This window comes from Phycicoccus flavus (genome assembly GCF_004025965.2).
Lineage (GTDB): Bacteria > Actinomycetota > Actinomycetes > Actinomycetales > Dermatophilaceae > Phycicoccus > Phycicoccus flavus.
In genome coordinates this window covers 58,868-80,359 of sequence record NZ_SAYU02000010.1, presented here as the reverse complement: position 1 = coordinate 80,359, position 21,492 = coordinate 58,868, and the positions used below count along the sequence as shown (strand labels likewise).

Annotated in this window: 21 protein-coding genes; 14 read left to right on the top strand and 7 right to left on the bottom strand. The window is 74.7% G+C overall.

Annotated elements, in window-relative coordinates; genetic code table 11:
* Positions 1-10 precede the first annotated feature (10 nt).
* From glmM to rplM, 3 genes are all read right to left on the bottom strand, one after another.
* Entirely contained in the window at positions 11-1,360 is a 1,350-nt protein-coding gene (gene glmM, locus EPD83_RS05045; protein WP_128367801.1) for a phosphoglucosamine mutase, read from the bottom strand.
* 115 nt (positions 1,361-1,475) lie between these two features.
* On the bottom strand, positions 1,476-1,991 hold the full coding sequence (gene rpsI / locus EPD83_RS05040; RefSeq protein ID WP_128367802.1) for a 30S ribosomal protein S9: 516 nt from the start codon (positions 1,989-1,991) through the stop codon (positions 1,476-1,478).
* Positions 1,991-2,434, bottom strand: a complete 444-nt coding sequence (rplM, locus tag EPD83_RS05035) for a 50S ribosomal protein L13 (protein ID WP_128367803.1) — start codon at positions 2,432-2,434, stop codon at positions 1,991-1,993. Before rplM ends, rpsI begins: the two co-directional genes overlap by 1 nt.
* A 229-nt stretch (positions 2,435-2,663) precedes the next feature.
* Between rplM and EPD83_RS05030 the strand changes: the two genes are divergently transcribed.
* From EPD83_RS05030 to EPD83_RS05000, 7 genes are all read left to right on the top strand, one after another.
* Entirely contained in the window at positions 2,664-3,278 is a 615-nt protein-coding gene (locus tag EPD83_RS05030) for a winged helix-turn-helix domain-containing protein (RefSeq protein WP_128367804.1), read from the top strand.
* Positions 3,275-4,588 carry an MFS transporter gene (locus EPD83_RS05025; RefSeq protein ID WP_235950349.1) on the top strand — a complete coding sequence of 438 codons (1,314 nt, stop codon included), beginning with the start codon at positions 3,275-3,277 and terminating at the stop codon, positions 4,586-4,588. The genes EPD83_RS05030 and EPD83_RS05025 overlap by 4 nt, the downstream gene beginning before the upstream one ends.
* 184 nt (positions 4,589-4,772) lie before the next feature.
* The gene (locus tag EPD83_RS05020; protein ID WP_128368143.1) at positions 4,773-5,978 is read left to right on the top strand and encodes an iron-containing alcohol dehydrogenase; all 1,206 of its coding nucleotides are present in this window, start codon (positions 4,773-4,775) and stop codon (positions 5,976-5,978) included.
* Between the two features lie 13 nt (positions 5,979-5,991).
* Entirely contained in the window at positions 5,992-7,362 is a 1,371-nt protein-coding gene (locus EPD83_RS05015; RefSeq protein ID WP_128368142.1) for a MadS family sensor histidine kinase, read from the top strand.
* Positions 7,362-8,039 (top strand): MadR family response regulator transcription factor, encoded by a 678-nt coding sequence (locus tag EPD83_RS05010; RefSeq protein ID WP_322095769.1) that lies wholly within the window; start codon positions 7,362-7,364, stop codon positions 8,037-8,039. Before EPD83_RS05015 ends, EPD83_RS05010 begins: the two co-directional genes overlap by 1 nt.
* Complete coding sequence (locus tag EPD83_RS05005) at positions 8,036-8,536, top strand: GNAT family N-acetyltransferase (protein ID WP_165566287.1); 501 nt, start codon at positions 8,036-8,038, stop codon at positions 8,534-8,536. The genes EPD83_RS05010 and EPD83_RS05005 overlap by 4 nt, the downstream gene beginning before the upstream one ends.
* An 87-nt stretch (positions 8,537-8,623) precedes the next feature.
* Positions 8,624-10,084: an HNH endonuclease signature motif containing protein gene (locus tag EPD83_RS05000; RefSeq protein WP_165566284.1), complete on the top strand. Its 1,461-nt coding sequence runs from the start codon at positions 8,624-8,626 to the stop codon at positions 10,082-10,084.
* 142 nt (positions 10,085-10,226) lie between these two features.
* Here the strand turns inward: EPD83_RS05000 and mftM are convergent, their stop codons facing one another.
* The 4 genes from mftM to mdo form a co-directional block, all read right to left on the bottom strand.
* Positions 10,227-11,153 carry a mycofactocin oligosaccharide methyltransferase MftM gene (gene mftM / locus EPD83_RS04995; protein ID WP_165566283.1) on the bottom strand — a complete coding sequence of 309 codons (927 nt, stop codon included), beginning with the start codon at positions 11,151-11,153 and terminating at the stop codon, positions 10,227-10,229.
* Positions 11,150-12,676, bottom strand: coding sequence for a VWA domain-containing protein (locus EPD83_RS04990; protein ID WP_165566282.1), 1,527 nt, complete (start codon positions 12,674-12,676; stop codon positions 11,150-11,152). The genes mftM and EPD83_RS04990 overlap by 4 nt, the downstream gene beginning before the upstream one ends.
* Before the next feature lie 9 nt (positions 12,677-12,685).
* On the bottom strand, positions 12,686-13,948 hold the full coding sequence (locus EPD83_RS04985) for an AAA family ATPase (protein ID WP_165566281.1): 1,263 nt from the start codon (positions 13,946-13,948) through the stop codon (positions 12,686-12,688).
* An 88-nt stretch (positions 13,949-14,036) separates the two neighbouring features.
* Positions 14,037-15,329: an NDMA-dependent methanol dehydrogenase gene (gene mdo / locus EPD83_RS04980; RefSeq protein WP_128366242.1), complete on the bottom strand. Its 1,293-nt coding sequence runs from the start codon at positions 15,327-15,329 to the stop codon at positions 14,037-14,039.
* A 296-nt stretch (positions 15,330-15,625) separates the two neighbouring features.
* On the opposite strand from mdo, the gene mftA reads away from it, so the two are divergent.
* The 7 genes from mftA to mftD are packed head-to-tail and all read left to right on the top strand — an operon-like array spanning position 15,626 to position 21,394.
* On the top strand, positions 15,626-15,742 hold the full coding sequence (mftA, locus tag EPD83_RS04975; RefSeq protein ID WP_128366243.1) for a mycofactocin precursor MftA: 117 nt from the start codon (positions 15,626-15,628) through the stop codon (positions 15,740-15,742).
* Between the two features lie 12 nt (positions 15,743-15,754).
* Positions 15,755-16,018: a mycofactocin biosynthesis chaperone MftB gene (mftB, locus tag EPD83_RS04970; RefSeq protein WP_128366244.1), complete on the top strand. Its 264-nt coding sequence runs from the start codon at positions 15,755-15,757 to the stop codon at positions 16,016-16,018.
* Positions 16,015-17,259: a mycofactocin radical SAM maturase gene (gene mftC / locus EPD83_RS04965; protein WP_128366245.1), complete on the top strand. Its 1,245-nt coding sequence runs from the start codon at positions 16,015-16,017 to the stop codon at positions 17,257-17,259. The genes mftB and mftC overlap by 4 nt, the downstream gene beginning before the upstream one ends.
* Positions 17,260-17,282: 23 nt before the next feature.
* Positions 17,283-17,993, top strand: coding sequence for a mycofactocin biosynthesis peptidyl-dipeptidase MftE (mftE, locus tag EPD83_RS04960; protein ID WP_235950348.1), 711 nt, complete (start codon positions 17,283-17,285; stop codon positions 17,991-17,993).
* Entirely contained in the window at positions 17,990-18,778 is a 789-nt protein-coding gene (locus tag EPD83_RS04955; protein ID WP_128366247.1) for a mycofactocin-coupled SDR family oxidoreductase, read from the top strand. Before mftE ends, EPD83_RS04955 begins: the two co-directional genes overlap by 4 nt.
* Entirely contained in the window at positions 18,771-20,219 is a 1,449-nt protein-coding gene (gene mftF / locus EPD83_RS04950; RefSeq protein WP_128366248.1) for a mycofactocin biosynthesis glycosyltransferase MftF, read from the top strand. Before EPD83_RS04955 ends, mftF begins: the two co-directional genes overlap by 8 nt.
* Positions 20,216-21,394, top strand: coding sequence for a pre-mycofactocin synthase MftD (gene mftD, locus EPD83_RS04945; protein ID WP_128366249.1), 1,179 nt, complete (start codon positions 20,216-20,218; stop codon positions 21,392-21,394). The genes mftF and mftD overlap by 4 nt, the downstream gene beginning before the upstream one ends.
* Positions 21,395-21,492 lie beyond the last annotated feature (98 nt).

Genomic DNA, 21,492 nt, shown 5'->3' with positions numbered 1-21,492 from the left:
GCGGGGAGGATCAGGCGAGGGCGAGGCGCTCCTCGACGACGGCGGCCAGCTGGTCGGCGGTCTCCTTGGCCTGGGCCTCGGTGCCGGCCTCGACCATGACCCGGACGACGGGCTCGGTGCCGGACTTGCGCAGCAGCACCCGGCCGGTGCCGTCCAGCACACCCTGGGCGGCGGCGACGGCGCCCTGGACGCCCTCGTCGGTGTCGACGCGGTCCTTGTCGACGCCCTTGACGTTGACGAGCACCTGCGGCAGCCGGGTCATCACCGCGGCGAGCTCGGCGAGCGGGCGGCCGGTCTCGGCGACCCGCGCGGCGAGCATGAGGCCGGTGAGGATGCCGTCGCCGGTCGTCGCGTGCTCGAGGAGGATGACGTGGCCGGACTGCTCGCCGCCGAGGGAGTGGTCGTGGCGGCGCATCTCCTCCAGGACGTACCGGTCGCCGACGCCGGTCTGCTTGACGGTGACGCCCTCGCGCTCCATGGCCTGGATGAGGCCGAGGTTGCTCATCACGGTGGCGACGAGGACGTTCTCGCGCAGCAGCCCGTGGTCGCGCAGGGCGAGCGCGAGGATGGCCATGATCTGGTCGCCGTCGACCTCGCCGCCGTCGGCGTCGACGGCGAGACACCGGTCGGCGTCGCCGTCGTGGGCGATGCCGAGGTGCGCGCCCCGCTCGACGACCGCCGAGCGCAGCCGCTCCAGGTGCGTCGAGCCGTAGCCGTCGTTGATGTTGAGCCCGTCGGGGTCGGTGCCGATCTCGACGACCTCGGCGCCGGAGAGCCGGAACGCCTCCGGGGAGACGGCGCTGGCGGCGCCGTGCGCGCCGTCGATGACGACCCTGAGCCCGTCCAGCCGGTTCGGCAGCGCCTGCATGAGGTGGGCGACGTACCGCGCCTGGCCGGCCCGGTTCTCGTGGACGCGGCCGACGTCGGCGCCCTGCGGCCGCTCCCAGTCGCGGCCCATCGCGGCGGCGATCTCGTCCTCGACGGCGTCGGCGAGCTTGTGCCCGCCGGTGGCGAAGAACTTGATGCCGTTGTCGGGCATGGCGTTGTGCGAGGCCGAGAGCATGACGCCGAAGGTGGCGCCCATGTCGTTGGTGAGGTAGGCGACGGCGGGGGTCGGCAGGACGCCGACGTTGTGCACGTCGACCCCGGCCGACGCGAGGCCGGCGCACACCGCGGCGGAGAGGAACTCGCCGCTCACCCGGGGGTCGCGGCCGACGACCGCACGGGGACGGCGGCCGGCGCGCCGGTCCTCCTCGCCGAGGACGTGCGCCGCGGCGATGCTGAGGTCGAGCGCGAGCTCCGCGGTGATGTCGCGGTTCGCGAGACCGCGCACCCCGTCGGTGCCGAAGAGTCGGGACATGGGCTGACGCCTTTCCGTGGTGAACCGCCGCCGAACCTACCGCGAGCTGCCCCTGGACGCCGCGACGGCGGCACCCCCACCGGGATGCCGCCGTCGTGGCGTGCGGGCGCGCGGGTCAGCGCTTGCTGTACTGCGGCGCCTTGCGGGCCTTCTTGAGACCGGCCTTCTTGCGCTCGGGGACGCGGGCGTCCCGGGTGAGCAGACCGGCCTTCTTCAGCGCCGGGCGGTTGAGCTCGGGGTCGACGCCGTTGAGCGAGCGGGCGACGCCGAGGCGCACGGCCCCGGCCTGGCCGGAGGGGCCGCCGCCGTGGACGCGCACGAGGACGTCGTAGGCGCCGTCGAGCTCGAGGACCTTGAGCGGCTCGGCGACGATCTGCTGGTGCACCTTGTTCGGGAAGTACTCCTCGAGAGTGCGGCCGTTGACCTTCCACTCGCCGCTGCCGGGGACGATCCGGACGCGGGCGACGGCCTGCTTGCGGCGGCCGGTGGCGCCACCGGGCGCGGAGGCGCTGGGGCGGGCGACGCCCTCGGCGCCGCCGACGGTGCCGTCGGACTCGGAGGTGTACTCGGTGACGACCGCGTCGTTCGCGTCCGTCCCGGCGGTCTCGTCGATCTGGGCGTTCTCGGACATCACTGGGCCACCTGGGTGATCTCGAAGGGGGTGGGCTGCTGGGCTGCGTGCGGGTGCTCGGCGCCGGCGTAGACCTTGAGCTTGGTCAGCTGCTGCCGGCCGAGCGAGGTCTTGGGGAGCATCCCGCGGACGGCCTTCTCGACCGCCTTCTCGGGGCTCTTGGCGAGCAGCTCGGTGTAGGACTGCGACTTCAGCCCGCCCGGGAAGCCCGAGTGGCGGTAGACCCGCTTCTGCTCGTGCTTGCTGCCGGTGAGGGCCACCTTGTCGGCGTTGATGATGATGACGAAGTCGCCGGTGTCGACGTGCGGCGCGAATGTCGGCTTGTGCTTGCCGCGCAGCAGCGTCGCCGTCTGGCTCGCGAGGCGGCCGAGCACGACGTCCGTGGCGTCGATGACGAGCCACGCGCGGGTGATCTCGCCCTGCTTCGGGGTGTAGGTACGCATGGAAGCTTCCTGTGGGACTGGTGTCGGGGCGTGTGCCGCGTGCTCTGGCGAGGACCGGGTCCGTCGCGACAGCGCACGGCACAACAGTCCTCAAGTGTATGGGGGTGCCGTAATCCGGCCTAATCGCCGCCCGTCGTCCCGCGGAGGGGTTCTGACCTGCGAAGACGCCGTGCCCGTAATCTTTGCACAGGTATTGTGCAAGCAGATTGTGCACAGGTATTGTGCACGCATGAGCGCTCCCGGATCCCCCGACGACGGCCATCTCACCGGTCTCCGCCTCGACGCCGTGGCCCTGAAGACCCTCGCCCACCCCCTGCGCAGCCGGCTGCTCTCCAGCCTGCGCGTCGACGGCCCGGCGACGGCCACCGACCTCGCCGCCCGGCTGAGGACGAACTCGGGTGCGACCTCGTACCACCTGCGCCGGCTGGAGTCGGTCGGCCTCGTCGCCGACACCGGCGACGGCGAGGGCAAGCGGCGGGTCTGGCGGGCGGCCACCGAGTCCCACCAGTGGGAGCCGAGCGACTTCGGCGGCGACGACGACGCCGAGACCGCCCTCGGCTGGCTGCAGCGCGACTACTCCCGCCACCTCGGCGAGCGCTACGAGCGGTGGCTCGACGTCGAGGCCGGCTGGCCGGACACCTGGCGCGACGCCATGGGCATGGACGACTCGTGGGTCGTCGCGACCCCGGAGCAGGCCCGCGCCATGCGTGACGAGCTCGACGAGGTCGTCGCCCGCTACCGCCGCGTGGGACAGGGCAACCCCTCCGCACGCCGGGTGGCCATCTACGCCGTCATGTACCCGATCGACCTCGACCGGCCGCCGCGCGGCGAGGACCGCAGGTGAGCACCTCGCCGGGCCACCGGACCGCCGCCGGCCCCGCCCCGGTGACCGCCGACGCGGCCCGCCGGACCCTGCTCTGGCTCACCGTGACCCGCTGGTTCCCCGTCGGCCTCACCATCGGGGTCACCACCCTCCTGCCGCTCGAACGCGGCCTGTCCCTGGCCCAGATCGGCGTCATCTTCGCGATGCAGGGCTTCGTCGTCCTCGGTCTCGAGCTGCCGACCGGAGGGTTCGCCGACGCCCTCGGCCGCCGGCCCGTGCTCGTCACCGCCACCGCGGTCGCGCTCGTGTCCGCCGTGCTCTTCGTCACCGCGCAGACCTTCGCCGCGTTCGTCGTCGCCATGCTCCTCCAGGGCGTCTACCGGGCGCTGGACTCCGGGCCGCTGGAGTCCTGGTACGTCGACACCGCCCAGGCCGACGACCCGGACGTCGTCGTCGCGGACGGGCTCTCCCGGGCCGGGACGGCCCTCGGCGGCGCGATCGCCGTCGGCGCGCTCGTCGCGGGTGGTGTCATCGCCTGGCACCCGGTGCGAGCGCTCACCGCCCTCGAGAACGCCTACTGGCTCGCCATCGCCTTCCACGCCGTCAACCTCCTCGCCACCGCGGTGCTCATGCGCGAGCCCGCGACCCACGTCGACGGCCGCGGCGTCCGCCGTGCCCTGGCGTCGGCCCGGCAGGCGCCGGCGGTCGTCGCCGGCGGCATCGGGCTGCTGCGGACCAACCGGGTGCTGCTCGCCCTCGTCGGGGTCGAGGTGTTCTGGAGCGTCGGGATGATCGCCTTCGAGACCCTGATGCCGGTGCGCCTGTCCGAGCTCGTCGGCGGCGAGGCGCGCGCGGGGGCGCTCATCGGCCCGGTGTCGGCCGCGGCCTGGGGGCTGTTCGCCGCCGGGTCGGCCGGCGCGGCGCTGCTGGCCCGCCGCATCGGGGTCACCCGCACGGCCATCGCCTCGAGCGTGGCCCGGGCCGCCGCGGTCGTCGTCATGGGGCTCGTGGCCGGCCCGGTCGGGCTCGTCACCGCCTTCCTCGTCGTCTACACCCTCCACGGCACCGGCGGACCGGTCCACGCCACGCTGCTGCACCGTGAGGCGGAGGCGCACAACCGCACGACCGTGCTGTCGATCAACTCGATGGTCGCGGGCGGTGCGTTCAGCCTCGGGATGCTCGCCCTCGGCCCGCTCGCCGAGGCGACGAGCACGGCGACGGGCATCGTCGTCGCGGGCACCTTCAGCGTCCTCGGTGCCGCGCTGTACCTTCCGGCGCTGCGCCGCGAGCGGGCGATGCCGGCCGTCCGGGCCCGCGCCATCGACGCCTGAGCCTCGCCCGTCCGCGGGCGGTGCCGTCCGGTCCGGCGGGCGGACCGGTCCACGCGACCTGCCCGACCGGACAGGTCGGCCCGGTTCTCCCCGGGACGGCGCAGACCGGACGCGGGCAGGCCTCGCCAAGGGGCCCTCGCGGGGTTACCGTGAAGGCCCCCGACGACGAGGTGCAGGAGGCTGCATGCCCGGGCTCGACGGCAGTGGCGCCGGAGCCGCAACCGCCTGGCCGGTCGACGCCGGGGCCCTCGTGAAGTTCCAGGCGCCCGAGATCGTCTTCGGCATCGGGGCGCTCGCGGAGGCCGGCTACGCCGCGCGCCGGCTCGGCGCCCGCCGCCCCTTCGTCGTCACCGACCCGGGGATCGTCGAGGCCGGCTGGGTCCGCGAGCTGCGGCAGCACCTGTCCGAGGTCGGCCTCTCCCCCGTCGTCTGCAGCGACGTCACGCCCAACCCCAAGGACAGTGAGGTCGCCGCCGCCCACGACCTCTACCGCAGCAACGAGTGCGACGTCATCATCGGCATCGGCGGCGGGTCGTGCATGGACGCCGCCAAGGGCGTCGCCATCCTCGCCGGCAACGGCGGGTCGATCCTCGACTACCGCGGCGTCGACCAGGTCCACCGCGAGATCCCGCCCCTGCTGATGATCCCCTCGACCTCCGGCACCGGTGCCGACGTCAGCCAGTTCTGCATCGTCACCGACACCACCCGGCACGTGAAGGTGACGATCATGGGCCGGGCGCTCGTCCCGGACATCTCCATCACCGACCCGCGCCTGCTCGTGACGATGCCCGAGTGGCTCAACGCCGCCACCGGCCTGGACGCCCTCACCCACGGCATCGAGGCGTTCGTCTCGCGGGCGCACAACGCCCTGGCCGACGTCCACGCGCTCAACGCCGTCGGGCTCGTCAACCGTCACCTCGTGACGACGATGCGCGTCCCCGACGACCGGGTGGCGCGCACCGGGATGGCCGAGGCCGCCCTGGCCGCCGGGATGGCCTTCACGAACGCGATCCTCGGGGCGACGCACGCGATGAGCCACCAGGTCGGCGGCCTGCTCGACGCCCCGCACGGCGTCATCAACGGGATCCTCCTGCCGCACGTCATCCGCTACAACGCCCAGACTGCCCCGGACCGCTTCGTCGCGCTCGCCCGCTCCGCCGGCCTGGCCGTCGACGGCCTGCCCGCCGAGGAGGCCGCCGAGGCACTGGCCGAGCACGTGCGGGCGCTGGCCGACGAGGTCGGGGTGCCGCGGTCCCTGCGCTCGCTCGGCATCACCGAGGAGCACCTGGTCACCCTGTCGGAGAACTCGCTCGAGGACGCCTGCCTGACGACGAACCCCCGCGCGTCCGACGCCCACGACATCGAGCGCCTGTTCCGGGCGGCGCTGTGAGGACGGGGTCGCGGTGAGCCAGGGCGCCGCAGACCTCTCGCGGCTCACCGGCGTCCGCTCGGGCAAGAACTCGTACTACCCGGCCTACCTGCGCTCCACCGAGCGCACCCAGCGCGCCGTCCGCGCCATGGACACGATCTCGCGGGCCGTCGTCCGCACCGTCGAGGGCCCCCGCGGGCTGCTCGAGGAGGTCACCAAGGCCGCGGCCGACCACCTCGCGGCGCCCTGGGCGGTGCTCGCCCTCGCCGACAGCGCCCTGGAGAAGGCCCGGCCGCGCTTCGTCGTCGTCGGGCCGGACCGGCGCAGCCTCGGGGACCCGGCCGAGGTGCCCGAGAACGTCCGGCTCGAGCTCGCCGCGATCCGGTCCGGGTACGCCGGACCGTCGGCGCGCGACGACGTGTGGGTGCGGGTGCCGATGTACCTCGAGGGCCGGCGCGTCGGCGGCCTCGCCGCCCGGCACGGCCTGCACGAGGACCCCGAGCCCGAGGACCTCGCCGTCCTGCGCATCCTCGCCAACCAGGCGGCGGTGTCGCTGCACACGAGCGAGCAGTACCAGGCCGGGCTGTCCCTGCACCGCCGGGCGCAGCGCCTGCACGAGGAGGCCCGGGCCCAGGCCCGCGACCTCGCCGCCCGCACCGCCGAGCTCGAGGCCGCCGAGCAGATGCTCGCCGTCGCCCAGCAGCGCGAGCTCATCGACGCCGAGCGGCACCGCATCGCCCGCGAGCTGCACGACAGCGTCACCCAGTACGTCCTCTCGGCCGGAATGTCCGTCGAGGTGGCCCGCGGGGAGGCCGCGGCGATGGGCGCGGCGGACGTCGCCGGGCAGCTGGAGACGGCCAAGTCGCTGACCCAGGCGGCCGTCGAGCAGCTGCGCTCGGCCATCTTCGCGCTCACCCGCTCGCACACCGACTCCGTCGCATCGCTGGAGGACCTCCTCACCGAGGTGACCCACCACCACCGGCCGATGCTCGACATCAAGATCCTCGTCGAGGGCCGGGCGCTCGTCCTCGACCCCGACGTCCACCACGAGATCGCCCGGGGGGTCGGCGAGGCGCTGTTCAACGTCGTCACCCACGCCGCCGCCCGCCGGGCCGTCGTCCGGGTGCGGTGGCTGCCGTCGGCGCTCGTCGTCTCCGTGTCCGACGACGGCGACGGCGAGCCCGCCGCGCTGCGCCGGATGCTCCAGCTGGAGCGCCGCTCGGTCCGCGACGGCCGCCACCAGGGCCTGGCCAACATGGACTGCCGGGTCCGCGGCCTCGGCGGCTCGCTGGCCTTCCGCCGCTCGCGCCTCGGCGGCGTCCGCGTCGTCTTCCGCGTCCCCCTGCCCGTCGTCCGCACCCCCCTCGTCGGCCTCGAGCTGCACGACCACCAGGAGGCCCCCTAGTGCTGAGCACCGCCGACCGCTCCGACACCGCCGACCAGGACACGATCGGGGTGATGCTCGTCGACGACCACGCCATCGTCCGGCAGGGCCTGCGCTCGGTCCTCGAGCGCGAGCCCGACATCACCGTCGTCGCCGAGGCCTCCTCGCGCGGCGAGGCGCTCGCCGTCCTGGAGCGGGTGACCCCGAAGGTCGTCCTGCTCGACCTCAAGCTGTCGACGTCGTCCGACACCGAGGGGCTCGAGCTGGCCCACGCCATCAGCACCGGGCACCCCTCGGTGGCGGTGCTCGTGCTGACGACGTTCCTCGACGAGAACCTCGTCCTCGAGGCCGTGCGCGCCGGGGCCAAGGGCTACGTCGTCAAGGACGTCGACACCGCCGCGCTCGTGCGGGCCATCCACGACGTGAGCCAGGGCGAGTCGGCCTTCGACGCGCGGTCGGCCGCGGCCATGGTCCGCGGCATGCAGGCGCCGCCCGCGCCCGTCGAGCCGACCCTGTCGGCGCGCGAGGACGAGGTGCTGCAGCTGCTCGCCCGCGGGCTGTCGAACAAGGAGATCGGCAAGCGGCTCTACATCTCGGAGACGACGGCCAAGTTCCACGTCGGCAACATCCTGCGCAAGCTCGGGGTGTCCGGCCGGGCCGAGGCGGTCTACGAGGCGACCAAGCGCGGGATGCTCTGAGCACCACCGCGCGGCTCACGCTGGAGGCCGCCGACGTCGCGGAGGCCGAGCGGATCGTCGCGCGCCGACCCGGGCGGTCGGACCGGTGGGCCGAGGACTTCCCGTTCGACGGCGACGTGCTGGCCGCGACGATGCTCCTCCTGCAGTCGGCCGACCACGGGGACCCGGCGCCGTTCGGGCACTACGTCGTGCGGCGGCGCGCGGACGGGCTGGCCGTCGGGGGGATCGGGTTCAAGGGGCCGCCGGTCGACGGCGAGGTCGAGATCGGGTACGGCCTCGTGCCGTCGGCGCGGGGCCACGGGTTCGCCGCCGAGGCCGTGGCGGCGGTCGTCGGGGTGGCCCGGGAGCAGGGGCTCACCCGGGTGGTCGCCGACACCGACCTCGGCAACATCGCCTCGCAGCGGACGCTGGAGCGCGCCGGCTTCACCGAGACCGGCCGTGAGCACGGCATCGTCCTCTACGAGCTGGTCCTGACGCCCGAGGTCATCGGCCCCTGACCCGGATCTGCCCCGGTTGCCACGGTTCTCCACAAGCCCGGCCGTGGGTCGGGGTGGGGTGTCGGTGGCGCCTGGAACACTGTGGTCATGGCAGGGGGAACGATGGGCCTGGCGGAGCGACGCTCCCGCATCGAGGCTGCCCGCGACGCGCTGACGGGGGTCGGCGAGGTGCTGGCGTCCGCCTCCGGTCCCGAGCTCGCCGAGCTCCTCGGCCTGGTCGACGAGGTCACCGCCGCCGGGTCTGCCGCCCGGGTCGCCGTCACCGTCGAGGCCACCCGCCGCGGCGAGGTCGCGGGGTCGGAGGTCCAGCGGTGGGTCCGCGAGCACGCGCCGTCGCTGTGCCAGGGTGGCGCCGCATCGGTCGCACGACTCGCCGTGGACGTCGTCGCGTCCCGCGGCATCGACGGCGCCCGCCCACCCCACGACTCTCCCCTCGGGCTGGTCGGCGTGGCGGTGACGTCAGGGCGGCTCGAGGCCTCGACCGGCTGTGCCGTCCTGCGTGAGACGGCCCGCCTGGAACCCCTGCTGCGGCCGGAGGCCGTACCGACCGTCGTCGAGGGCCTCATCGGCCTCGCGCGGGAGTGGGGACCGACGATGATGCGCAGGCTCCGTCCACAGCTGCTGGCCGACCACGGCCACGACGGCGCGCTCGGGGACCTGCAGGAGCGTCTCGCGGTCGCGGCCCGGCTGTCGATGCCGCGCGTGGAGTCGGGGGACCTCACCGAGTACCAGCTGTGGATGACGCCCGAACAGGCCGCCGTGCTCGAAGCCGCGATCGGGCCGATGTCCGCGCCGGCGCCGAACCCGGAGACCGGTGAGCGAGATCTGCGTCCCGCCGGCCAGCGCCGGGTGGAGGCGTTGACCGACGTCTGCCGGCGGTCCTCGGGTCTGGAGGCCGGTGCGGCCGAGGATCCGTCGACGAGTGGGGCGGTGCTGCACGTGAGCATCGACCTCACGGACCTGGAGGCTCGCTCGGGAGCGGCCGAGGTGGTCGGTTCGGTCGCCGACGGCACGGTTCTCTCGCCCGAGGCGCTGCGTCGCCTCGCCTGCGACGCCGCAGTGGTCCCGTACGTCCTGGGCTCGGCCGGCGAGGTCCTCGACGTCGGTCGCGTCGCCCGCCTCTTCACCCGGGCCCAGCGGCGCCTCCTGCGCCGCCGGGACCGGGGCTGCACGTATCCCGGATGCTCCGCTCCGCCGGACTGGACCCGCGCCCACCACGTGCGGCACTGGGCCGACGGCGGGACGACCGACGTCCAGAACGCTGCGCTCCTGTGCCAGCGACATCACACCGTCGTGCACACCCGCCGCTTCTGGGCCCACGTCCTCGCCACACCCGACGACCGCGGCCGGTACGTCGTGTGGGACCGCAGCGACGGGTCCTACGACCGTGCCCTCGCCGACCTGCTGCCGACGCGGACGCCCGTCGGGCGCGCACATCCGCCGGCCGCCGGCCCGGCGCCCGGACCGTCGCTGCCGGGGCTCGACGACAGGACCGGGGGGTGGTGGGCCGCGGTCGTCGGTGACGACCGGGACAGTCCGGCCGCCTGACCGCCGGGGAGGGCGGTCCACCGCGGTCGCCCGTCCGTGAGCCGGTGCCGGGGTCGTTGCCGGACGACCGCGCAGCTGCCCCGTCATCCGGCAGGATCCCCGTCACGGATCCGGGCGTGACCGGGGAACCCCGGTGTCGGGGTCACGCGCGGTCGAGGACGAGCCAGCCGCCGTGGTGCTCGTGCACCTCAGCGCGCCAGCCGGGCGAGCACTCGCCCCAGCGGCGCAGCGCCTCGAGGGTGACCGACCAGACGTGGCCGTACTGCTCGCTGGGCGAGGACTCCAGCGGGACGGCGACGACGACGCGCCGGGCGGCGAGGCGACGGGCCTCGGCGACGACGAGGTCCGCGTGCTCGGGCTCCAGGTGCTCCAGCAGGTGCACGGCGAGGACGACGTCGGCGCCGGAGTCGGGCTCCGGGACGTGCGCCGCGCCGCAGGTGAGGGTCCGCACGTCCACCCCGAGGCGGGGCGCCATGGCCGCGAGCAGACGCATCGTGCCGGCCGAGACATCCGAGGCCGTCACCGCCCGGCCGCGCATCGCCAGCCGCAGGGCCAGGAACCCGAAGCAGCTGCCGAGCTCGAGGACCGTTCGCCCCGAGGCCGCCCCCTCGGCCACGAGCGCCTCCGCGTGCGCGTACACGGGGGCGTAGTCCCGGATGGCCCCGTGCCCCGACCCGGGAGCGAGCGCCGGCGCCGTCACCGGATCCGACGAGGCGCCCACGGCGGCCAGGGTGTTGGCGTAGAACGCCTCCCAGGCCACGAGCGGGTCCTCGGCGCAGGTGACGACGACCCCGGTGAAGACCCGCTCGAACAGCTCGGCCCCGCGCAGCCAGCCGGGCTCGAACAGCTCGTCGGAGAGCAGCCCGGCGAGGTCGTCGTCGACGTCGTCGAGGGTCAGCGCGTGCTCGACGACGAGCTCCCCGCCCTCGCGCCCGAGGTCGAAGTGCGCCGTGCGCACCGTCCCGAGCCGGCGGCGCGCCCCGACGCCCCGCGGCCGCACGGCGACCACCCCGTCCCGGTAGCAGCCGCCGAGGACGGGGGCGAGCGCGTCGATCGGCGCGACCGTCACGTCAGCACCTCCCCCATCCGGTGCGAGAACGTCTCCAGGGCCCCGAGGTTGCGCACGACCTCGATGTGGTCGCAGTGCGGCTCGTACACCGGCAGGTCGCAGCGCCCGAGCCCCCACGAGTACCGAGGCTCCGGAGTCAGCCAGACGACGTGCCGGGCCCGCCGGGCGATCTCCTCGAACGCGCCGAGCGCCGGGTCCTTGCCGTTGCCCCGCCCGTCGCCGATGACGACGACCGTCGTCCGCCGGGTGATGGCCGACCCGAACTCGTCGAGGAACTGCCGCAGCACCGACCCGTAGTCGCTGTCGGCGTCGACGTCGACGACCCCGCCGTCGGACCGACCCGCCATGACCATGGCGAGCGCCTGCTGCACGTGGTGGTCGTCGAACAGGTCGGTGATCTCGGCGACCTCGTCGACGAAGGCGAACGAGCGCACCTTGGACGCGACCGTCTGCAGGCCGTGGACCAGGTGCAGGGCGAACCCCGACGTCGCCCGCACCGAGAGCGAGACGTCGCACAGGACGAGCAGCTGGGGGCGGTCCTCGCGCTTGCTCACGAGGACGGGGCGGAACGGCACGCCGTCGTAGCGCATGTTCGAGCGCATCGTCCGGCGGCTGTCGATGACGCCGCGCCCGGCGACGTGCCGGCGCGGCCGGGGCGCCCCGCGCAGCGCCCGCAGCAGCCGGCGCACCGACTCCTCGAAGGCCAGCCGGTCGGGCTCGGCGAGCACCTCGGCCCGGGCGGCGTCCAGCTCGCGCTCCTCGACCTCGGCCTCGCCGGCCATGAGCTGCTCGAGGTGCCGCTTGATCTGCTCCGGGAGGCCGGCCAGCAACGGCGCCAGCTGCTCGCGCAGGGCGGCGAGGTCGGGGTCGGGGAGCACGGCCTCGAGCTCGTCGTCCGGCTCGCCGAGCCAGCCGAGCAGCGCGAGCTCCTCGGCGACGGACAGCTCGACGTCCAGCTCGGTGCCGCGGGCCTCGGTGAGGGTGCCGGGCGTCCCGGGGTTGTGCAGCCGCGAGGTCGAGACCTGCACCCGGGCGGCCTCGCCCTGCGGGGTCACCCCGTCCTTGGAGAGGACGACCTCGTCGGTCATCGCCGCCATGTCCAGCTTGTTGGCCTCCTGGTGGAGGTTGTACTGCTGCGCGAGATCCTCGGGTCGGAAGTACTCGCGGATGTCCTGCGGCGCCCCGTGGCTGTGGCCCTGCTGCGGGGTGTCGGACAGCTCGTCGCTGATCGTCAGCCCGGTCAGCTCGCCGGAGTCGGACAGGTCGTCGTGCGCGTGCCCGTGCCCCTGCTCGTCCGGGACGACCTGGCGCAGCCGGAAGAACCGGTCGAAGACGGTGTCGAAGACCTCCTGGTCGCGGCGGTCCTTGACGAGGGTGACGGCGAGCGCGGAGCGCAGCACCTCGCGCTGCGCCATGATGCCCGGCTGCGAGGCGGCCTCGAGAGCGTCGAGCGCCTCGGCCACCGACACCCGCATCCCGTGCAGGCGCAGGAACCGGATGAAGCGGTGCAGCGAGCTCTCCACCGCGCGGGCCTAGAGCGGGCGCTTCCGGGCGCCGCGGCCGAAGGACCGCCGGCCCTGCGAGGACGAGACCTTTCTCGGCGCGGCCGACCCCGCGCTCGGCGAGCCGTAGTACGCCTCGTCGTGCCGGCCGGGGGCGTCCTTGGCCGCCCGGACCTCGCGCCCGTCCGGTCCGTCCCCCGGCGTCCGGGGCGCAGCCGGCGCGGCCGCGGGCGTCGGGTCGTCGTGGGAGTGCCCGTGTCCGTGGCCGTGGCCGTGGCCGTGCCCGTGGCCCCGGCCGTCGGGGACCTCCCGGTTCGGGTCGACGAGGCGGGGCAGCTCACGGGTGGCGAGACCGAGGTCGCGCTCGTACTTCGTCACGACGTTGAGGGTCTCGGCGAGCACCGGCGCGGACAGCTCGGTGACCCCGAGGACGGCGAGGGTGCGGGCCCAGTCGATGGTCTCGGAGATGCTCGGCGCCTTGCGCAGCTCGAGCTCGCGCAGGCCGCGGACGACCCCGACGAGCTGCTCGGCGAGCGCGTCGGTGAGACCGGTGTCCTTGGAGCGGATGATCTCCAGCTCCCGGTCGGCCGAGGGGTAGTCGAGGAACAGGTGCAGGCAGCGGCGCTTGAGCGCGGCCGACAGGTCGCGGGTGTTGTTCGAGGTGAGGACGACGAGCGGCAGCTGCTCGGCGACGAAGGTGCCGACCTCCGGCACCGACACCTGGAACTCGGCGAGCAGCTCGAGGAAGACCGCCTCGAGGGCCTCGTCGGCGCGGTCGACCTCGTCGACGAGGAGGACGACCGGCTCGGGCGAGGTGATGGCCTCCAGCAGCGGACGGGCGACGAGGAAGCGCTCGGAGAAGAACACACTGTCCTGCGAGGCGATGCGGTCGACGGCCGACGCGATGTCGGGGGCGTCCTGCACGACCTGGCCGATCTTGTCGCGCAGCATCTGCGTGTAGAGCAGCTGCTTGCCGTAGTCCCACTCGTACAGGGCCTTGGTCTCGTCCTGGCCCTCGTAGCACTGGAGGCGCAGCAGCCGGCGCCCCGTGGCGGCGGCCACGCTCTGCGCCAGCTGGGTCTTGCCGACGCCGGCCGGGCCCTCGAGGAGCAGCGGCTTGCCCAGCGCGGACTGGAGGAACGCGGTCGTGGCCAGCCGGTCGTCGGTGAGGTAGCCGACCTCGCGCAGCCGGTCGCGGGCGTCCTCGACGCTCGCGAAGGTCGTGGCGACCCCGGGGTCGGCGGGCGCGGGGGCCTGCCCGCTCGTCGGTGCGTCCTCGCTGCTCGCGGTCACGTCGTGGTCCTCCAACGTCGTCGGTGGGGAAGGGGTGCCGGTGCCGCCCGGCCGCGTCGTGCGCGTCCGGGCGGCACCGGGGCCGGCGTCAGGAGAGGAGGTCGTCGAGGTCACCGTTCATGCAGTGGTCCACGACCGGACGGACGGTCTCGAAGGTGCACTCCTTGGCGTTGCCCGGGGTGCAGGCGTCGCCGAGGACGTGGTTGGTGATCCGGTCGACGTCGTCGCTGTCGCCGGTGATCGTGCCCGCGTTCTCGTAGAACGCCGTCGGCCCCTGGCCGAGGCGGTTCTTGGAGTACGTGTCGGCCGTGACGTCGGTGAACTTCTCCGTGATGCCCACGTCGCGCAGCAGCCGGATGGCGGCCTCGAGGGCGGCGTCGGCGGCCTGCACGTCGGTCATGCCGTAGGTGTCGACGCCCATCGCCTCGGCCATCTCGGCGAACCGCTTGTACTGGGTCGGCATGTTGAACGCCCACACCCGCGGCAGCGCGATCGCGTTGTTGAGGCCGTGGTGGGTGTCGTAGAACGCCGACACCGCGTGGCTGATGGAGTGGATGATGCCGAGGCCGCCGGAGTTGAAGGCCTGGGCGGCGATGTACTGCGCGTACATCATCCCTTCGCGGCCGGCGAGGTCCTGGCCGTTCCACACGGCCTGGCGCAGGTTCTCGGCGGTGAGCTTGATGGCCCGCAGCGCGTTGCCGAGCGAGGGCTCGAAGTTCAGCCGGGACACGTACGGCTCGCTCGCGTGGGCGAGGACGTCGAACCCGCACTGCGCGGTGTAGTCGACCGGGCAGTCGTAGTAGAGCACCGGGTCGTCGATGGCCAGCGTCGTCACCGAGGCGTCGTCGAACGCGACGTACTTGTGCGGGTTGTCCGGGTCGGTCGTGGTGTCGGTGATGACGTACGCCCACGACGTCTCCGAGCCGGTGCCGGCGGTCGTCGAGACGGCGATGTGCGGCGGGTTCTTCGGGTTCTCGGACTTGTTGAAGCCCTCGAACTCGTTGACGTTGCGGCCGTCGTGCGCGACCGCGATGCGCGCGCCCTTGCAGGCGTCGTGCGAGCTGCCCCCGCCGATGGAGACGAAGGAGTCGCACTCGTTGTCCTGGTACAGCCCGACGGCGTCCATGACGTTGTAGTCCTTGGGGTTGGACTCGACCTTGTCGTACACGACGACCTCGAGCCCGTGGTACTTCATCGACTCCACGATCTTGTGCACGACGTCGGTCCCCCTAAGCCCGGAGGTCATGACGAGGGTCTTGCGGAAGCCCAGCTTGAGGGCCTCCGGACCGATCATCTCGTGCGACCCGGGGCCGAGCAGGGCCCTCGGGAAGGGGTGGAACTCCTTGATGGGGAACGGTTTGAGCAGCTCGTCTACCTGCATGGAACATCCTCCTCGTTGAGGCAGTCGCGGACCAGCGGTCCCGACGCTAGGGAGCGGGCCCCCGGGTGCATAGACGAGGCCGGGGAAACCACCCGCCCCGCGTGGCGGTCGCCCCCACCTCGGACGGTGGGTGCAGCCGTCCGGTCGGGCAGGGGCGACTCCCCTCCCCTGCCCGGTCCGACAGGGGGGTCCCGTACGCCTGGCGGATGAGGCGGGCCGATCGCCTCCCTAGCGTGGGGCGCAGGCCCCGTCCGCGGGGTCGCCTCCATCACCGACGCAGCTGACAAGGAGTCGCGATGACGCCCGAGGAGATCACCGAGGACGCCCCGGCCGAGGTGCCCGCGCAGGAGGACCTGCTCGCGGACGCCCTCGTCGAGGACGTGTCCATCGACGGCATGTGCGGCGTCTACTAGAGGACGCGCGAGGTGCTCGAGCAGTCCTGGGAGCTGAACGGCTCGGTGGCGATCCGCCCCGAGCCGTTCGGCGCCCTGCTCTACGACTTCACGACCCGCCGGCTGACCTTCCTCAAGGACCGCCGGCTCGTCGCCGTCGTCGAGGGCCTGCGGGACGCGCCGACCGTCGGCGACGCCCTGGACGCCGCGGGCGTGCCGGACGGCGAGCGCGCGGGGTTCGACGCCGCGCTGCGCCGCCTGGCCGACCAGCGGATGATCACGAGGAGGACCGCATGACCCTGGCCCCCGAACGCCCCGTCACGACCCCGGCGGCGCCCGCCCGCGGCACCCGGCTCGTCGACCACTTCGAGCACGGCCTCGACGCCCCGATCTGCCTCACCTGGGAGCTCACGTACGCGTGCAACCTCGCGTGCGTGCACTGCCTCTCCTCCTCCGGGCGGCGCGACCCCCGCGAGCTGAGCACGCAGGAGTGCTTCGCCCTCATCGAGGAGTTCGAGGCGATGAAGGTCTTCTACGTGAACATCGGCGGCGGCGAGCCCACGGTCCGGCCGGACTTCTGGGAGATCGTCGACCACGCCGTCGCGCACCACGTCGGGGTGAAGTTCTCGACCAACGGCTTCCGCATCACCCCGGAGCGGGCCGAGCGGATCGCCGCCACCGACTACGTCGACGTCCAGGTCTCCCTCGACGGCGCGACGCCCGAGGTCAACGACCGGGTCCGCGGCGCCGGCACCTACGACGCCGCCCTGCGGGCCCTGGCCAACCTGCGCGACGCCGGCATGCGGGACACCAAGCTGTCGGTCGTCTGCACCCGCGAGAACATCCCGCAGCTGGACCGCTTCCAGGAGATCGCCGACGAGTACGGCGCCATGCTGCGGCTCACCCGCCTGCGCCCGGCCGGCCGCGGCGCCGACGTCTGGCAGGAGCTGCACCCGCTCCCGGAGCAGCAGCGCGAGCTCTACGACTGGCTCGTCGCCCACGGCGAGGGCGTCCTCACCGGGGACTCCTTCTTCCACCTCGCGGCCTACGGCGACGCCCTGCCCGGCCTCAACCTCTGCGGCGCCGGACGGGTCGTCTGCCTCGTCGACCCCGTCGGCGACGTGTACGCCTGCCCGTTCGCCATCCACGACCGCTTCCTCGCCGGCAACGTCTGCGGCGAGGGGTTCGCCCCGGTGTGGCGCGACGCCCCGCTCTTCCGCGAGCTGCGCTCCCCGCAGACCGGCGGCGCCTGCACGCGGTGCTCGGCGTACGACGCGTGCCGCGGCGGCTGCATGGCGGCGAAGTTCTTCACCGGCCTGCCGCTGGACGGCCCGGACCCCGAGTGCGTCAAGGGCAACGCCGCCGGCTCGCTGGCCGCCGTCGCGGACGGCACCCGGCCGGCGCCGAGCCAGGACCACAGCCACCGCGGCCCGGTGCGCAACGCCCCGGTGCCCGTGACGATCGCCCGCCGTCCGCCGGCGAGCCCGTGCGACGAGAGCCCCGTCGGACCGGCCCGGGACGCGCTGACGGGCGGCTGACCACCGTGGACCTCGGCTCGCGCGTGTCCGGCGACGACCTCCGCGGCGCGACCGTCCTCGTCCCGCTGGGGGCGGTGGAGCAGCACGGGCCGCACCTGCCGCTGGCCACCGACTCCGCCGTGGCCCGGGCCGTGTGCGACGGCGTGGCGCGCCTGCTCGGCGCGGACCGGCCCGCGGTGCTCGTCGCCCCGGCCGTCGAGTACGGCGCGAGCGGCGAGCACGAGGACTTCCCGGGCACGGTCTCCATCGGCACCGACGCGCTGCGGCACGTCGTCGTCGAGCTCGTCCGGTCCGCCCGGCGCTGGTGCGGGCGGGTCGTGCTCGTCACCGGGCACGGCGGCAACGCCGCGGCGGTGTCGGCCGCGACCCGTCAGCTGCGCTGGGAGGGCCACGACGTCGCGTGGACCTCGTGCGCCGAGCCCGGGTGGGACGCCCACGCGGGCCGCGCCGAGACCTCGCTGGCGCTGGCGCTCGACCCGGCCGCCGTCGACCTCGACGCCGCGGTCGCCGGAGCGGACGCGCCGGTGGCCGACCTCATGCCCCGCCTGCGCGAGTCCGGGGTGGCCGCGGTGTCCCCCTCCGGTGTCCTCGGCGACCCCGGGGGCGCGAGCGCCGACGAGGGCTCGCGGCACCTGGACCTCCTCGTCGCGCGGGTCGCCCGGCAGGTCCGCGACGCCCGCGCCGACGAGTACGGCCGGCTCGTCCGGCCCGCCGCGCACGGGGCGAGGACGTGAGCGGGCCCGGGACGACCGGCCGGGTCGCGGTCGTCGGGGGTGGCGCCCGTGGCATCGGGCTGGCCGTGGTGCGGCGGCTCGTCGCGTCCGGTCACCGGGTGACGGTGCTCGACGACCTCGGCGGGAGCACCCTCGGCTACGGGCACGCCACAGACGCCGACGGCGCGGCGGCGCTGGAGGCCGGCGCCACCGTCCGCCCCGTCGACCTGCGCGACGGCGACGCCACCCGGGCGGCGGTGACGGCCGTGGCCGACGAGCACGGCCGGCTCGACGTCGCCGTGTCGTGCGCGTCCGTGATCGCCGGCGGGGTGCCCCTCTGGGAGACCGACCCGGCCGTGCGCGACGGGCTGCTCGCCGCCGACGCCCTCACCGCGTGGAACCTCGCGGCCGCCGCCGTCCCCCACCTGCTGACCCGGCCCCCGCAGGCCCGGCCCACGGTCGTCGTCCTCACCTCCGTCGCCGGTTCACGGGGGCTCTACGGCCTGGCCGGCTACGTCGTCGCCAAGCACGCCGCCGTCGGGGTGGTGCGCGCCCTGGCCGCCGACCTCGTCGGCACCGCCGTGACCGCCTGCGGCGTCGCGCCCGGGGCCACCGGCACGGCGATGCTCGAGGCCACCGCCGCGCTCTACGGCCTCGACGACGTCGCGCCGCTGGCCGAGCACCAGCAGGGCCGCGCGCCGTTGGACCCGGACGACGTCGCCGCCGTCGTCGAGCACGCGGCGACCGCGGGCCGGGTGCTGCACGGGACGGTGCTGCCGGCCGACGCGGGGTTCGGGCGTGTCTGAGCTGCCCCGCGGCTTCCGGGTCCGCCTGGCCGCCGACGCCCACCGCTGCGACGACGGCCGCACCCTGTTCGGCGGGTCGTCCGGGCGCCTGGTCCACCTGCGCCCCGCCGCCCTGGACCGCCTCGACGGATCCGGCGCGGTCGAGGTGCGGGACGCCACGTCCGGCGCCGTCGCCCGCCTGCTGCTGGACCGCGGCCTGGCGCACCCCTACTGGTCCGAGCCCGCCGACGCCACGCCCGCCGACGTCACCGTCGTCGTCCCCGTCCTCGACCGGCCGGTCGAGCTGGACCGGCTGCTGCGCGGCCTGCGTGGCCTGGCCACGGTCGTCGTCGACGACGGGTCGAGCGACCCGGCCGCCCTCGTCGTCGTCTGCCGGCGCCACGACGCGCGGTACGTCCGGCACGACACCCGGCGCGGGCCCGCCGCCGCCCGCAACACCGGCCTCGCCACGGCGCGCACGCCGGTCGTCGCGTTCGTCGACTCCGACGTCGTCCTCGACACCGCCGCCGTCGCCGCGCTGCGCCGCCACCTCGACGACCCGCGGGTCGCGCTCGTCGCCCCGCGGGTCCTCGGGCTCGACGAGGGCCGCGGCGTCCTCGCCCGGTACGAGGCCGCCCGCTCCTCGCTCGACCTCGGCCCCTCCCCCGCCCGCGTCCACCCGCACGGCCGGGTCTCGTACATCCCGAGCGCGGTCCTCCTGGCCCGCCGCGACGCGCTCGGCGGCGGCTTCGACGAGGCGCTCGAGGTGGCCGAGGACGTCGACCTCGTCTGGCGGGTCGCCCGCGAGCACACGGTCCGCTACGACCCCGGGGTGCTCGTGCGTCACGAGCACCGGACGAGCACCCGGGCCTGGCTCGCCCGCAAGGCCTTCTACGGCAGCGGCGCCGCGCTGCTCGCCGAGCGGCACGGCCCGGCCGTCGCGCCGGTCGTCATGGCGCCGTGGGCGGCCGTCGTCGCGGGCGCGCTCCTGGCCCAGCGACGCTGGAGCCTGCCGGTGGCCCTGGCCGCCGGCGCGGTGGCCGAGGTGTCCCTGGCCCGGCGCCTGCACGGGAGCGACCGGCCGTACCGCGCGGCGGCCGCCGTCCTCGCCGTGGGCCTGCACGCGACGCTCACCCAGACCGCGGCCGCGCTCGTGCGCCACCACTGGCCGCTGACCGCGGCGCTGGCGCTGGGGTCCGCCCGAGCCCGCCGCGCCGTCGTCGTCGCCGTCGTCGTCGACGGGGTGCTGGACCACCGCCGCGTCCGGCCCGACCTGGACCCGGTGCGCTACGTCGCCCTCAAGCGGGCCGAGGACCTCGCCTACGGAGCTGGCCTGTGGGCCGGCTGCCTGCGCCGGCGGTCCGTCCGCGCCCTCCTGCCCTCGGTCCGCCGCGGCCCCGCGCCCGTCGACCCCCATGCCACGTCCCCGTCCTGCGCACCCCACGAAAGAGGATCCCGATGAGCAGCACCGGATGGTTCGAGACCGTCGCCGAGGCCCAGCGCCGGGCCGAGAAACGGCTGCCCCGCTCGGTCTACAAGGCGCTGCTCGCCGGGTCCGAGCGCGGCCTCACCTACGAGGACAATGTCGCCGCGTTCTCCGAGCTCGGGTTCGCCCCGCACGTCGCGGGCGGGTCGGCGGAGCGCTCGCTCTCCACGCACGTCATGGGGGTCGACCTCGCCCTGCCGGTCATCATCTCGCCGACCGGCGTCCAGGCCGTCCACCCCGAGGGCGAGGTGGCCGTCGCGCGGGCCGCCGCCGCCCGCGGCACGGCGATGGGGCTCAGCTCGTTCGGGTCCTCGGCCATCGAGGACGTGTGCGCCGTCAACGACAAGGTGTTCTTCCAGAGCTACTGGTCCGGCGGGCGCGAGGTCATCGAGTCGCGGATGGAGCGGGCCCGCGCGGCCGGGGCCAAGGGCGTCATCGCCACCCTCGACTGGACGTTCTCGCACGGGCGGGACTGGGGCAGCCCCGCCATCCCCGAGAAGCTGGACCCAAAGGCGATGGCCAGGTTCGCGCCTGAGGTGCTCCTCAAGCCGCGCTGGCTCACGGGCTTCGTGCGCTCAGGAGCCCTGCCGGACCTCACGACGCCGAACCTCGCGGGCGGCCCGGGCGAGAAGGGCCCGACGTTCTTCGGCGCCTACGGCGAGTGGATGACCACCCCGCCGCCCACCTGGGACGACATCGCCTGGATGCGCGAGACCTGGGGCGGGCCGTTCATGGTCAAGGGCATCAGCCGGATCGACGACGCCAAGCGGGCGGTCGACGCCGGCGTCACGGCCATCTCGGTCTCCACCCACGGCGGCAACAACCTCGACGGCACGCCGGGCGCGATCCGGATGCTGCCGGGCATCGCCGACGCCGTCGGCGACCAGGTCGAGGTCGTCTTCGACAGCGGCATCCGGCGCGGCAGCGACGTCGTCAAGGCCCTGGCCCTCGGCGCCAAGGCCGTGATGATCGGGCGCGCCTACCTCTGGGGGCTGTCGGCGAACGGGCAGGCCGGCGTCGAGAACGTCCTCGACATCATGTCCGGCGGCATCTCCTCCGCGCTGCTCGGGCTCGGCAGGTCCTCGGTCCAGGAGCTGGGCCGCGACGACGTCCTCGTCCCCGACGGCTTCACCCGCACCCTCGGCGCCTGACCCGCACCCCTCGCGCCCCGACTTTCCCGCCCCCTCCGGGAACGCCGGGGTCCGCACGGGAAGATCGCCCCGGCGAACCCCGCGTTTCCCGTGTCCAC

Excerpts from the sequence above, each read along its gene's own strand:
- EPD83_RS05020 (WP_128368143.1), top strand. The coding sequence starts at position 4,773 with ATGCCCGGGCTCGACGGCAGTGGCGCCGGAGCCGCAACCGCCTGGCCG.
- mdo (WP_128366242.1), bottom strand. The coding sequence starts at position 15,329 with ATGCAGGTAGACGAGCTGCTCAAACCGTTCCCCATCAAGGAGTTCCAC.
- rpsI (WP_128367802.1), bottom strand. The coding sequence starts at position 1,991 with ATGTCCGAGAACGCCCAGATCGACGAGACCGCCGGGACGGACGCGAAC.
- mftA (WP_128366243.1), top strand. The coding sequence starts at position 15,626 with ATGACGCCCGAGGAGATCACCGAGGACGCCCCGGCCGAGGTGCCCGCG.
- rplM (WP_128367803.1), bottom strand. The coding sequence starts at position 2,434 with ATGCGTACCTACACCCCGAAGCAGGGCGAGATCACCCGCGCGTGGCTC.
- mftD (WP_128366249.1), top strand. The coding sequence starts at position 20,216 with ATGAGCAGCACCGGATGGTTCGAGACCGTCGCCGAGGCCCAGCGCCGG.
- EPD83_RS05030 (WP_128367804.1), top strand. The coding sequence starts at position 2,664 with ATGAGCGCTCCCGGATCCCCCGACGACGGCCATCTCACCGGTCTCCGC.
- EPD83_RS05000 (WP_165566284.1), top strand. The coding sequence starts at position 8,624 with ATGGCAGGGGGAACGATGGGCCTGGCGGAGCGACGCTCCCGCATCGAG.
- mftC (WP_128366245.1), top strand. The coding sequence starts at position 16,015 with ATGACCCTGGCCCCCGAACGCCCCGTCACGACCCCGGCGGCGCCCGCC.
- glmM (WP_128367801.1), bottom strand. The coding sequence starts at position 1,360 with ATGTCCCGACTCTTCGGCACCGACGGGGTGCGCGGTCTCGCGAACCGC.